The 12,981-nt window shown below is 56.5% G+C and carries 12 protein-coding genes; 9 read left to right on the top strand and 3 right to left on the bottom strand.

The window, feature by feature from the left end; all coding sequences use genetic code 11:
* The first annotated feature begins 3 nt into the window (after positions 1-3).
* The 3 genes from tatB to tatD are packed head-to-tail and all read left to right on the top strand — an operon-like array spanning position 4 to position 2,110.
* The gene (gene tatB, locus B3X29_RS06995; protein WP_103177420.1) at positions 4-531 is read left to right on the top strand and encodes a Sec-independent protein translocase protein TatB; all 528 of its coding nucleotides are present in this window, start codon (positions 4-6) and stop codon (positions 529-531) included.
* A gap of 2 nt (positions 532-533) precedes the next feature.
* Complete coding sequence (gene tatC / locus B3X29_RS06990) at positions 534-1,286, top strand: Sec-independent protein translocase subunit TatC (RefSeq protein ID WP_103177419.1); 753 nt, start codon at positions 534-536, stop codon at positions 1,284-1,286.
* Positions 1,287-1,327: 41 nt separating this feature from the next.
* The gene (tatD, locus tag B3X29_RS06985; RefSeq protein ID WP_159340432.1) at positions 1,328-2,110 is read left to right on the top strand and encodes a 3'-5' ssDNA/RNA exonuclease TatD; all 783 of its coding nucleotides are present in this window, start codon (positions 1,328-1,330) and stop codon (positions 2,108-2,110) included.
* Here the strand turns inward: tatD and rfaH are convergent.
* Positions 2,107-2,598, bottom strand: a complete 492-nt coding sequence (gene rfaH, locus B3X29_RS06980; protein ID WP_103177417.1) for a transcription/translation regulatory transformer protein RfaH — start codon at positions 2,596-2,598, stop codon at positions 2,107-2,109. The two genes, tatD and rfaH, sit on opposite strands and share 4 nt — an antisense overlap.
* Positions 2,599-2,781: 183 nt before the next feature.
* On the opposite strand from rfaH, the gene ubiD reads away from it, so the two are divergent.
* Both ubiD and fre read left to right on the top strand, forming a co-directional pair.
* Positions 2,782-4,266, top strand: a complete 1,485-nt coding sequence (gene ubiD / locus B3X29_RS06975) for a 4-hydroxy-3-polyprenylbenzoate decarboxylase (RefSeq protein ID WP_159340433.1) — start codon at positions 2,782-2,784, stop codon at positions 4,264-4,266.
* A gap of 43 nt (positions 4,267-4,309) precedes the next feature.
* Complete coding sequence (gene fre / locus B3X29_RS06970; RefSeq protein ID WP_103825360.1) at positions 4,310-5,011, top strand: NAD(P)H-flavin reductase; 702 nt, start codon at positions 4,310-4,312, stop codon at positions 5,009-5,011.
* Positions 5,012-5,194: 183 nt separating this feature from the next.
* Here fre and fadA read toward each other — a convergent pair whose 3' ends face one another.
* Both fadA and fadB read right to left on the bottom strand, forming a co-directional pair.
* On the bottom strand, positions 5,195-6,358 hold the full coding sequence (gene fadA, locus B3X29_RS06965) for an acetyl-CoA C-acyltransferase FadA (protein ID WP_103177414.1): 1,164 nt from the start codon (positions 6,356-6,358) through the stop codon (positions 5,195-5,197).
* Positions 6,359-6,367: 9 nt separating this feature from the next.
* Positions 6,368-8,557 carry a fatty acid oxidation complex subunit alpha FadB gene (gene fadB, locus B3X29_RS06960; protein ID WP_156655349.1) on the bottom strand — a complete coding sequence of 730 codons (2,190 nt, stop codon included), beginning with the start codon at positions 8,555-8,557 and terminating at the stop codon, positions 6,368-6,370.
* A 187-nt stretch (positions 8,558-8,744) separates the two neighbouring features.
* Between fadB and pepQ the strand changes: the two genes are divergently transcribed.
* Genes pepQ through hemG form a run of 4 tightly spaced genes read left to right on the top strand, consistent with a single transcriptional unit; the run spans position 8,745 to position 12,736 of the window.
* Complete coding sequence (pepQ, locus tag B3X29_RS06955; protein ID WP_103177411.1) at positions 8,745-10,076, top strand: Xaa-Pro dipeptidase; 1,332 nt, start codon at positions 8,745-8,747, stop codon at positions 10,074-10,076.
* A complete protein-coding gene (locus tag B3X29_RS06950; protein WP_156655348.1) occupies positions 10,076-10,690 on the top strand; it encodes an IMPACT family protein in 615 nt (204 codons plus the stop codon). Before pepQ ends, B3X29_RS06950 begins: the two co-directional genes overlap by 1 nt.
* Positions 10,691-10,730: 40 nt before the next feature.
* Positions 10,731-12,182: a Trk system potassium transporter TrkH gene (trkH, locus tag B3X29_RS06945; RefSeq protein ID WP_103177409.1), complete on the top strand. Its 1,452-nt coding sequence runs from the start codon at positions 10,731-10,733 to the stop codon at positions 12,180-12,182.
* Positions 12,183-12,193: 11 nt separating this feature from the next.
* Positions 12,194-12,736: a menaquinone-dependent protoporphyrinogen IX dehydrogenase gene (gene hemG / locus B3X29_RS06940; protein WP_103177408.1), complete on the top strand. Its 543-nt coding sequence runs from the start codon at positions 12,194-12,196 to the stop codon at positions 12,734-12,736.
* Positions 12,737-12,981: the final 245 nt, after the last annotated feature.

The raw sequence follows: 12,981 nt of genomic DNA, 5'->3' as shown, positions 1-12,981 counted from the left end.
TCCGTGTTTGATATTGGTTTTAGCGAACTGCTGCTGGTATTCGTGATTGGCCTCATTGTACTGGGGCCACAGCGTTTGCCGGTGGCAGTAAAAACAATTGCAGGCTGGGTGCGGGCGCTACGTTCGCTTGCGACAACGGTTCAAAACGAGCTGGCGCAGGAGCTTAAGCTGCAGGAGTTTCAGGACAGCCTGAAAAAAGTGGAGAAGGCGAGCATGGATAACCTGACGCCGGAACTCAAAGCCTCCATGGATGAACTGCGCGAAGCGGCGGAATCCATGAAGCGCTCCTACAGCGTTAACGACCCGGAAAAAGCGAGTGATGAAGCCAACACCATTCGCAATCCGCTGGTCAAAGATAACGAAGCGCAGCACGAAGGCGTGACGCCTGCTACCGCAGAACACCAGGCCAGTGCGCCCGAACAGACGCCTTCAGAGCCGGTGATCAAAAATTCAGAACCGACGCCAGCGTCCGCAGAGAAGAAGCCTGCCCCCGTCGCTGATGCGTCCCCCTCGTCGAGTGATAAAGCGTAAATATGGCAGTAGATGAAACTCAACCGCTGATTACGCACCTGATCGAGCTGCGTAAGCGCCTGCTGAACTGCATTATTGCGGTCTTCCTCATTTTTATAGGCCTGGTCTATTTCGCCAACGACATCTATCAGGTGGTCTCTGCGCCGCTGATTAAACAGATGCCGCTGGGTGCAACCATGATTGCGACCGATGTCGCGTCGCCCTTCTTCACGCCGATTAAGCTGACCTTCTGGGTGTCGCTGATTGCTTCTGCCCCGGTGATCCTTTACCAGGTCTGGGCCTTTATTGCCCCTGCGCTGTATAAGCATGAACGCCGTCTGGTGATCCCGCTGCTGGTCTCCAGCTCGCTGCTGTTTTATATCGGCATGGCCTTCGCCTACTTCGTGGTTTTCCCCCTGGCCTTTGGCTTCCTGGCAAACACCGCGCCGGTAGGGGTCCAGGTCTCGACGGACATTGCCAGTTATCTGAGCTTTGTGATGGCGCTGTTTATGGCCTTCGGCGTGGCGTTTGAGGTGCCGGTTGCCATCGTGCTGCTCTGCTGGGTGGGGATCACCACGCCGGAAGACTTGCGTAAAAAGCGTCCGTACATTCTGGTGGGTGCCTTCGTCATTGGCATGATGCTAACGCCGCCGGATGTCTTCTCGCAAACCCTGCTGGCAATCCCGATGTATTGCCTGTTTGAGGTCGGCGTCTTCTTCTCGCGCTTCTATATTGGAAAGCGACGTGAAGATCACGAGGAAGAGTCAGAAGAATAAAACCAACCGCCCGCCAGGGCGGTTGTCATATGGGAGCGAGTATGTTTGATATCGGTCTGAACCTGACCAGTCCCCAGTTTGCCCAGGATCGCGATGAGGTCGTTGCCAGGGCCTTCGCTGCCGGGGTAAAGGGCTTACTGCTGACGGGCACCAACCTGCATGAAAGTGAGCAGACGCAGCAGCTGGCGCAACGTTACGATCGCTGCTGGTCAACGGCAGGCGTTCATCCTCACGACAGCAGCCAGTGGACGACAGAGAGCGCAGATACGCTGCGGGCGTTAGCCGCCTCGCCTGAGGTCGTGGCAATCGGAGAGTGTGGCCTCGACTTTAATCGCAACTTCTCCACCCCCACCGAGCAGGAGCATGCCTTTAGCGCCCAGCTTGCACTGGCCGCGGAGCTGGGTATGCCAGTATTTATGCACTGCCGTGACGCTCACGAACGCTTTCTGGCGTTGCTGGAACCCTGGCTGGATAAACTGCCCGGCGCGGTGCTGCACTGTTTTACCGGCACGCGTGAGGAGGCGATAGCTTGTCTGGATCGTGGCTTATATCTGGGGATCACCGGCTGGGTCTGCGATGAACGGCGCGGGCTGGCGCTGCGTGAACTGTTACCGGTTATTCCTGCCGAACGCCTGCTGATTGAGACCGATGCGCCGTACCTGCTGCCGCGCGATCTCAGCCCTAAACCGGCCTCAAGGCGTAATGAGCCAGCCTGGCTGGGCCATATACTTGAGCGGGTGGCCCACTGGCGCGGCGAAGAGACGCAGTGGCTGGCTGCGCAGACGGATGACAACGTGCGTCGTCTGTTTGGCGTCGACTTTTAAACTTTGCGGAAACTGGTGTTTTTCACGCTCTGCTTCACTTCTTTATTCAGCAAGTTCAGCAGCAGCATGGAGCGGGCTTCCCCATCCGGCTCAGCGAAAATCGCTACCAGCCCTTCGAACGCCCCTTCGGTGATCACCACATCATCGCCGGAGAAGGGCGTATCAGGATCGGTCATGCCTTCTGGCTGTTTATAAACCGAGAGCTGGTGGATGACGGAAGAGGGCACCGTGGCCGGATGAACGCCAAAGCGCACGAAGTGGCTGACGCCGCGTGTCGCATTGATGGTGGTGGTGTGGATCACTTCAGGGTCGAATTCAACAAACAGATAGTTAGGAAACAGCGGCTCGCTGACGGTTGTACGTTTACCGCGAACCATTTTTTCCAGCGTGATCACAGGCGTCAGACAGTTCACTGCCTGGCGTTCCAGATGTTCCTGAGCACGCTGAAGTTGCCCACGCTTGCAATACAGTAAATACCAGGCCCGCATAATGACTCTTTTCCGCTTGTTATGCCGGCAAGCATATCAAAACCCTGGCGGGATCGCTAAGCTGATTATAATGGCAGTACGCAGAAGAAGCCGTGAATCTTCACGCTAATTTAACAAAAATACAGCATCACGCAGTCTTACGCCGTATAATGAACCGCATACAGAGAGAGCTTGACTAACTGCATGAAATACAACGATCTACGCGACTTCCTGGAACTGCTGGAAAAGCAGGGCGAACTCAAACGTATTACCCTGCCTGTCGATCCTTATCTGGAGATGACAGAGATTGCCGACCGCACCCTGCGTGCCGGTGGGCCAGCGCTGCTGTTTGAAAATCCGAAAGGCTACACCATGCCGGTGCTCTGTAACCTGTTTGGCACACCCAGGCGTGTGGCGATGGGGATGGGGCAGGAGGATGTCAGCGCGTTGCGTGAAGTAGGTAAGCTGCTGGCTTTTCTGAAAGAGCCTGAGCCACCAAAAGGTTTTCGCGATCTCTTTGATAAGCTGCCGCAGTTTAAGCAGGTGTTGAACATGCCGACCAAACGGCTGCGTGGTGCCCCCTGCCAGCAGAAAATCGTGGAAGGCGATGCGGTCGATCTGACCCGAATTCCCATCATGCAGTGCTGGCCAGAAGACGCCGCCCCGCTGATCACCTGGGGCCTGACCGTAACGCGCGGGCCGCACAAAGAGCGCCAGAATCTTGGGATCTACCGTCAGCAGCTGATCGGTAAAAACAAACTCATTATGCGCTGGCTGTCGCACCGCGGCGGCGCGCTTGATTTCCAGGAGTGGTGTGCTGCGCATCCGGGCGAACGCTTCCCGGTCTCCGTGGCGCTGGGTGCCGATCCGGCCACTATACTCGGCGCAGTGACGCCGGTGCCCGACACGCTGTCGGAATATGCCTTTGCCGGGTTACTGCGTGGCACCAAAACCGAAGTGGTGAAGTGCGTTTCTAACGATCTGGAAGTGCCCGCCAGCGCTGAAATCGTCCTCGAAGGCTACATCGAAGCTGGAGAGATGGCCCCGGAAGGGCCGTATGGCGACCACACCGGCTATTACAATGAAATAGACAACTTCCCGGTATTTACCGTGACGCACATTACCCAGCGGAAAGATGCGATTTACCACTCCACCTATACCGGCCGTCCACCAGATGAACCTGCCGTACTGGGCGTGGCGCTCAACGAAGTGTTTGTGCCTATTCTGCAAAAACAGTTCCCGGAGATCGTTGATTTCTATCTGCCGCCGGAAGGGTGCTCTTATCGCCTGGCGGTAGTAACCATTAAGAAGCAGTATGCGGGTCACGCTAAACGGGTGATGATGGGCGTATGGTCTTTCCTGCGCCAGTTTATGTATACCAAGTTTGTGATCGTTTGCGATGATGACGTCAACGCCCGAGACTGGAATGACGTAATCTGGGCCATTACCACCCGTATGGATCCGGCACGCGATACCGTGTTAGTCGAAAACACGCCAATTGATTACCTGGATTTTGCCTCGCCGGTTTCCGGTCTTGGCTCAAAAATGGGACTGGATGCCACCAATAAATGGCCCGGCGAAACCCAACGTGAATGGGGTCGACCGATCAAAAAGGATCCTGAGGTGACTGCGCGAATTGACGCGATCTGGGATGAACTGGCCATAATGAATAACGGTAAAGACGCCTGAATGCGCCCGTTATGCCCTATAGACTTCCCGACAGAGAGAGCGAATGACAACCTTAAGCTGTAAAGTGACCTCGGTAGACGCTATCACCGACACTGTATATCGCGTCCGTTTAGTACCTGAATCGGCGTTCTCCTTCCGCGCTGGCCAGTATTTGATGGTGGTGATGGATGAACGGGATAAGCGCCCTTTCTCAATGGCCTCCACGCCGGATGAGCAAGAGTTTATCGAGCTGCACATTGGGGCGTCGGAGCTCAACCTGTATGCGATGGCGGTGATGGATCGCATTCTGAAAGAGAACGTGATTGAAGTTGATATGCCTCACGGGGAAGCCTGGCTGCGCGATGACGAAGAGCGTCCACTGATCCTGATTGCCGGCGGCACCGGTTTCTCCTACGCGCGCTCTATTCTGCTGACGGCGCTGGCGCGTAATCCGGACCGGGATATCACCATCTACTGGGGTGGCCGCGAGTCGAAGCACCTTTACGATCTGTCCGAGCTGGAAGCGCTGAGCGTGACCCATCCAAACCTGCGCGTTGAGCCGGTGGTGGAGCAGCCGGAAGAGGGATGGCGCGGCCGCAGCGGCACCGTGTTAACGGCGGTATTGCAGGATCATGGCACCCTGGTAAATCACGATATCTATATTGCCGGTCGTTTCGAAATGGCGAAAATTGCCCGTGACCTGTTCTGCAACGAGCGTGGCGCGCGTGAAGATCGTCTGTTTGGCGACGCATTTGCCTTTATTTGAGACGAAAAAAACCCGCCCCTGACAGGCGGGAAAACGGCAACTAAAACTTTCCCCGTCATCATTCACGCTGCCTCTTTGTTGGCTGCCTTTGCTCACCCCGGTCACATAGTTAACTATGCTCCCGGGGATTCGCGCAGTTGCCGCCGCGATGCAACGCGAATGATTTAGGGGAATATTCTTCGATTACACCCTCTCAAACACCGTCGCGATCCCCTGACCCAGGCCGATACACATAGTCGCCAGACCAAACTGAGCATCTTTACGTTCCATCAGGTTAATCAGCGTGGTGCTGATACGCGCCCCGGAACAGCCCAGCGGGTGACCCAGCGCAATGGCGCCGCCGTTGAGGTTAATCTTCTCGTCGATCTGATCCATCAGGCCCAGATCCTTAATGCACGGCAGGATCTGCGCGGCGAAGGCTTCGTTCATCTCGAACACGTCGATATCGCTGGTGGAAAGCCCGGCTTTTTTCAGCGCCAGCTTTGAGGCCGGTACCGGGCCGTAACCCATAATCGATGGATCGCAGCCCACGACCGCCATCGAGCGGATACGGGCGCGCGGCGTCAGACCCAGCTCGCGGGCGCGGCTTTCGCTCATGACCAGCATGGCGGCAGCACCATCGGAGAGGGCGGAAGAGCTGCCCGCCGTCACGGTGCCGGTCACCGGATCAAAGGCCGGTTTCAGCGCGGAGAGCGCTTCAACGGTGGTTTCCGGACGGATCACTTCGTCGAAGTAGAACTGTTTCAGCACGCCATCGGCATCGTGGCCGCCCGTCGGCAGGATCTCATTTTTGAAGGCGCCGGACTGCGTCGCGGCCCAGGCACGGGCGTGCGAGCGGGCGGCAAAGCTGTCCTGCATTTCACGGCTGATGCCGTGCAGACGGGAGAGCATCTCTGCCGTTAGCCCCATCATGCCCGCGGCTTTCGCCACGGTACGGCTCATGCCGGGATGAAAATCGACGCCGTGGCTCATCGGCACGTGGCCCATGTGTTCCACACCGCCAATCATGCACACCTGCGCGTCGCCGGTCATGATCATGCGTGCCGCATCGTGCAGGGCCTGCATCGACGAACCGCACAGGCGGTTGACGGTGACAGCCGGTACTGAGTGCGGGATTTCCGCCAGCAGCGCGGCGTTACGGGCAATGTTAAAACCCTGCTCCAGGGTCTGCTGTACGCAGCCCCAGTAGATATCGTCCAGCGCGGTGGCTTCCAGCGCCGGGTTGCGCGCCAGCAGGCTACGCATTAAATGTGCGGAGAGATCTTCCGCGCGCACGTTACGAAATGCGCCGCCCTTCGAACGGCCCATCGGGGTGCGAATTGCATCGACAATGACAACCTGTTCCATTGTGACTCCTTAAGCCGTTTTGATTGCGCCAACCGGACGGGCAGGCTCAACCGGAGGATAGTACGCTTCGTTGTGACGCGCTTTGGCACGCAGACCTTCCGGGGCGTGATACAGCGGGCCGAGATGCTCGTACTGTTGCGTCATATCCAGATAGCGGGCGCTGCCGAGCGTATCCAGCCAGCGGAACGCGCCGCCGTGGAACGGAGGGAAGCCCAGGCCGTACACCAGCGCCATATCGGCTTCCGCCGGGCTGGCGATAATGCCCTCTTCGAGACAGCGCACCACTTCATTGACCATCGGGATCATCATGCGGGCAATGATCTCTTCGTCGCTGAAATCACGCTTCGCCTGGCTGACCTCTGCCAGCAGGCTGTCCACGGTGGCATCTTCCTCTTTCTTCGGTTTGCCCTTGCTGTCTTCTTTATAACGCCAGAAGCCGAGGCCGTTTTTCTGACCGTAGCGATTCGATTCAAAGAGTGCGTCGATGGCATCGCGGTAATCTTTCTGCATCCGCGCCGGGAAACCAGCCGCCATTACTGCCTGGGCGTGATGGGCGGTATCAATGCCGACAACATCCAGCAGATAGGCCGGGCCCATTGGCCAGCCAAACTGTTTTTCCATCACTTTGTCGATCTTGCGGAAATCCGCCCCGTCGCGCAGCAGCTGGCTGAAACCGGCAAAGTAGGGGAACAGCACGCGGTTGACGAAGAAGCCCGGGCAGTCATTCACCACAATCGGGGTTTTGCCCATCTTGCTGGCCCACGCCACCACTTTGGCGATCGTTTCATCGGAGGTCTTTTCTCCGCGAATCACTTCAACCAGCGGCATACGGTGCACCGGGTTAAAGAAGTGCATACCGCAGAAGTTTTCCGGGCGCTTCAGCACGCTGGCCAGTTCGCTGATTGGTATGGTAGAGGTGTTGGATGCCAGCACAGTCTCCGGGCGAACCTTCTCTTCTGTTTCCGCCAGCACCGCTTTTTTCACTTTCGGGTTTTCAACTACCGCTTCGACGACCACATCCACGCGATCGAAACCGCTGTATTCCAGCGTCGGATGAATAGTAGAGATCACCCCGGAGAGCTTCAGACCGTCGATCTTGCCGCGCTCCAGCTGTTTGTTCAGCAGCTTGGCCGCTTCCGTCATGCCCAGCGTCAGGGATTTGTCGTTGATATCTTTCATGACAACCGGCACGCCTTTCCATGCCGACTGATACGCAATACCGCCGCCCATAATGCCCGCACCCAGCACCGCAGCCTGTTTTGGCGTCTCGACATGTTTGGTCAGCTGCTTCGCTTTGCCCTTCACGAACTGATCGTTGAGGAAAATACCCACCAGGGCACGCGCTTCGTTGGTGTGAGCCAGCGGAACGAAACTTTGGTTTTCTAATTTCAGTGCTTCGTCACGGCCCAGACGTGCGGCGGCTTCGATGGTTTTCACCGCGGTGATGGGCGCCGGATAGTGTTTACCCGCCGTCTGCATCACCATGCCTTTAGCGATGGTGAAGCTCATGGTGGCTTCAATTTTACTTAAGTGCAGCGGCTCCAGTTTCGGCTGGCGTTTTGCTTTCCAGTCGAGATCGCCGTTAATCGCCTGGCGCAGTATCGCCAGTGCCCCTTCATGAAGTTTTTCCGGCTTAACGACGCCATCCACCAGACCGAGTTTTAATGCCTGATCGGCACTGACATCTTTACCCGCGGCAATAATTTCCAGGGCGCTATCGGCACCCAGCAGGCGCGGCAGACGTACCGAGCCGCCAAAGCCCGGCATGATGCCCAGCTTCGTTTCAGGCAGACCAATGCGCAGATCCGGCGTCGCCAGACGATAATCGGTCGCCAGCACGCATTCACAGCCGCCACCCAGCGCATAGCCATTAACCGCAGAAAGGGTCGGGACCGGCAGATCTTCCAGACGGTTAAAGACGCTGTTGGCGAAATGGAGCCACTGGCTCAGCTGCTCCTGTGGTACCAGGAACAGCGAGAGGAATTCGGTGATGTCTGCGCCGACAATAAATGCCGCTTTTTCGGAACGCAGCAGCAGACCTTTTAAATCGGTTTGTTTTTCAAGAACGTCCAGCGCCTGGCCAAGGCTGGCCACGGTTGCGGTATCAAGCTTGTTCACTGAGCCGGGGGCGTCGAACACCAGTTCGGCAATGCCACCTTCCAGCCAGTCTACGTACAGGGTGTCGCCTTTGTAGAGCATGTCAGTCTCCTGAATCCAGCAATTGGATCTGGTCATACCAGATGAAACGGAGTGTGGGTTTTGTGTTAATGAAATGCAAATTAGTCATTAAATAATTGTAGGTCTGATCACGCTCGGCGAAGATCACGCAGCTTTTCTGAGGTGTGCTAAGATGCGGGGACTTGAGGTCAAAACGAAAGGAATAATGATGGACTCACTGGCCGCGCTCTACAAAAATCATATTGTTACGTTACAGGAACGTACACGCGACGTACTGGCTCGCTTTAAGCTGGATGCGTTGCTCATCCACTCCGGCGAACTGTTTAATGTCTTCCTTGACGATCATGCTTATCCCTTCAAAGTGAATCCGCAATTTAAAGCCTGGGTGCCGGTAACGCAGGTTCCCAATTGCTGGTTGCTGGTGGATGGTGTGAACAAGCCGAAACTCTGGTTCTATCTGCCAGTGGATTACTGGCACAACGTGGAGCCGCTGCCGACCTCATTCTGGACGGACGAGATAGAGGTGATTGCCCTGCCGAAAGCGGACGGTATTAGCAGCCAGTTACCCGCGGCTCGCGGTAACATTGCCTATATTGGCCCGGTGCCTGAACGGGCACTTGCCATGGAGATCACAGCGGAAAACGTCAACCCGAAAGGGGTGATCGACTATCTGCACTATTACCGCTCATATAAGACCGACTATGAACTGGCGTGTATGCGTGAAGCGCAAAAAACCGCGGTTAACGGCCATCGTGCGGCACATGAAGCGTTCCTGTCCGGCATGAGCGAGTTCGATATTAACCAGGCTTACCTGACGGCGACCGGCCATCGTGATACCGATGTGCCTTACAGCAACATCGTGGCGCTGAACGAACATGCGGCGGTGCTGCATTACACCAAACTCGATCACCGCGCGCCGTCCGAAATGCGCAGCTTCCTGCTGGATGCCGGGGCGGAATATAACGGTTATGCCGCTGACCTGACCCGTACCTGGGCCGGAAACAGCGACACCGAGTTCGCTGCGCTTATCAAAGACGTGAATGATGAACAGCTTGCCCTGATCGCCACCATGAAGGCGGGCGTGAGCTACGTGGAGTACCACATCCAGTTCCATCAGCGCATTGCGAAACTGCTGCGTAAGTACCAGATCGTCAGCGATATGAGCGAAGAGGCGATGGTGGAAAACGACCTGACCGGGCCCTTTATGCCGCACGGTATCGGCCATCCGCTGGGTCTGCAGGTCCACGATACGGCGGGCTTTATGCAGGATGATACCGGTACGCACCTGGCGGCGCCGTCTAAATATCCCTACCTGCGCTGCACCCGTATTCTGCAACCGCGCATGGTGCTGACCATCGAGCCGGGCATCTACTTTATAGAGTCGCTGCTGGCGCCGTGGCGTGAAGGGCAGTTCAGCAAACACTTCAACTGGCAGAAAATCGAAGCGCTGAAGCCGTTTGGTGGGATCCGTATCGAAGATAACGTGGTGATCCACGAGAACGGTACTGAAAACATGACGCGAGATCTGAAGCTGGCGTAATGGAAAGCTGGCTCATACCGGCAGCGCCGGTCACCTTTACGGAAGAGATCAAGAAAAGCCGTTTCATCACGCTGTTGGCGCATACCGACGGCGTGGAGGCGGCGAAGGCGTTTGTAGAGTCAGTAAGAGCGGAGCATCCCGACGCCCGCCACCACTGCGTGGCGTGGGTGGCCGGGCCGCCTGACGACTCGCAAAAGCTCGGGTTCTCGGATGATGGTGAACCGGCGGGCACGGCGGGCAAACCCATGCTCTCGCAGCTCATGGGCAGCGGCGTTGGCGAAATCACCGCCGTCGTGGTGCGATACTACGGCGGCGTATTACTGGGAACGGGCGGGCTGGTCAAGGCCTATGGCGGCGGCGTCCAGCAGGCGCTTAATCAGCTGACGACTATCCGCAAAACGCCACTTACCGAATATACTTTATTGTGCGATTACGCCCAGTTATCCGGCATCGAGGCCTTGCTGAAGCAGTATCAGGGCCTGATCGTACTCAGTGACTACCAGGCGATGGTGCACTTGCGGGTGGCATTACCCCAGGCGGCGCTTCCGGCATTCTCAGCAAAACTGGCTGATTTTAGTCGTGGTTCGTTGCAATTGCGGCCGATTGAAGAATAATCCCCACCCTACTTATTGAATACCAAAGGAAGCGGCAGAGATGCATTTTCGTGCCATAACCCGAATTGTTGGATTGCTGGTCATACTTTTCTCCGGGACGATGATCCTCCCGGGACTGGTAGCGCTTATTTATCGGGATGGTGCGGGCCGCGCCTTTACGCAGACCTTTTTCGTCGCGCTGATGATTGGCTCCCTGCTGTGGTGGCCTAACCGCCGTCAGAAAGGGGAGCTGAAATCCCGGGAAGGCTTCCTGATCGTGGTGCTGTTCTGGACCGTGCTGGGCAGCGTGGGGGCATTACCCTTCATCTTCTCGGAACAACCCAACCTGACGATCACCGATGCCTTCTTCGAATCCTTTTCCGGGCTGACCACCACCGGAGCCACCACGTTGGTGGGGCTGGACTCATTACCTCATGCCATCCTTTTTTACCGGCAGATGCTGCAATGGTTCGGCGGTATGGGGATCATCGTATTAGCCGTAGCTATCCTGCCAATATTGGGCGTCGGGGGGATGCAGCTCTACCGTGCCGAAATGCCGGGGCCGCTGAAAGATAATAAAATGCGCCCGCGTATTGCCGAGACGGCCAAAACGTTATGGCTGATCTATGTTCTGCTGACGGTCGCCTGTGCGCTGGCGCTGTGGTTCGCCGGGATGCCAGCCTTTGATGCCATTGGCCATAGTTTTGCGACCATCGCCATTGGTGGGTTCTCAACCCATGATGCCAGCGTCGGCTATTTTGACAGCCCTACAATCAATACCATCATTGCTATCTTCCTGCTTATCTCCGGCTGTAACTACGGCCTGCACTTCTCGCTGTTAAGCGGCCGTAACCTGAAGGTGTACTGGCGCGACCCGGAGTTCCGCATGTTCATTGGCGTGCAGCTGACGCTGGTGGCTATCTGTACCCTGGTGCTGTGGCTACACGATGTCTATGACTCGGCGGTCACCACCCTTAATCAGGCTTTCTTCCAGGTGGTATCGATGGCGACCACCGCAGGGTTCACCACCGACAGTATCGCGCGCTGGCCGCTCTTCCTGCCTGTGCTGCTGCTCTGTTCGGCCTTTATCGGCGGCTGTGCCGGTTCGACGGGCGGTGGCCTGAAGGTGATCCGCATTCTGCTGCTCTTTAAACAGGGGAACCGCGAGCTTAAGCGTCTGGTACACCCGAATGCGGTTTACAGCATCAAACTGGGCAACCGCGCACTGCCGGAGCGTATTCTGGAGGCGGTGTGGGGCTTCTTCTCTGCCTACGCGCTGGTCTTTATCGTCAGCATGCTGGCGATCATCGCGACGGGCGTGGATGACTTTTCGGCGTTTGCCTCCGTGGTCGCCACACTGAACAACCTGGGGCCGGGCCTTGGCGTGGTCGCAGACAACTTTGCCAGTATGAACCCAACCGCGAAGTGGATCCTGATTGCCAATATGCTGTTCGGGCGTCTTGAGGTCTTTACGCTGTTGGTTCTCCTGACACCAACATTCTGGCGCGAATAAGGGAGCCGTTTGTGAAAACATTAATTCTATTTTCAACGCGCGACGGGCAGACGCGGGAGATTGCCGCTTTTCTGGCTTCTGAGTTAAAAGAGCAGGGTATCTATGCGGATGTCGTCAATCTGAACCGCACAGAAGAGATTGCGTGGCAGGAGTATGACCGCGTGGTGATTGGCGCCTCGATTCGTTACGGTCATTTCCATCCTGCGGTGGATCGCTTCGTGAAAAAGCATACGGCAATGCTGAATAGCCTGCCTGGCGCTTTCTACTCTGTGAATCTGGTGGCGCGTAAAGCGGAAAAGCGCACGCCGCAAACCAACAGCTACACGCGCAAGTTTTTACTGAACTCACCCTGGAAGCCAACTGCCTGTGCTGTCTTTGCGGGGGCGCTGCGTTATCCGCGCTACCGCTGGTACGATCGCTTTATGATTCGCCTTATTATGAAGATGACAGGCGGCGAAACGGATACCCGTAAAGAGGTGGTCTATACCGACTGGTCCCAGGTCTCCAGTTTCGCCCGGGAAATTGCGCAATTAACCCGCAATTCGCGGCATTAATAGTCGCAAAGGTCGAAAAGTAAGCGAACGGAAAACTTTTTAAGATTTCTGCTTGTCACCGTCAGATAACTCCCTATAATGCGCCACCACTGACACGGAACAACGGCAAACACGCCGCCGGGTCAGCGGGGTTCGGTAAGAACCTCACGGAGAAAAGCGAAAATAATCGCTTGACTTTGAGGCGGGGAAGCGTAATATGCACACCCCGCGCCGCAGCGAAAAAGCGAAGCGGCACTGCTCTTTAA

The sequence above is a fragment of the Leclercia sp. UBA5076 genome, from assembly GCF_002416465.1.
Lineage (GTDB): Bacteria > Pseudomonadota > Gammaproteobacteria > Enterobacterales > Enterobacteriaceae > Enterobacter.
This window is presented reverse-complemented; position numbering and strand designations above follow the sequence as displayed.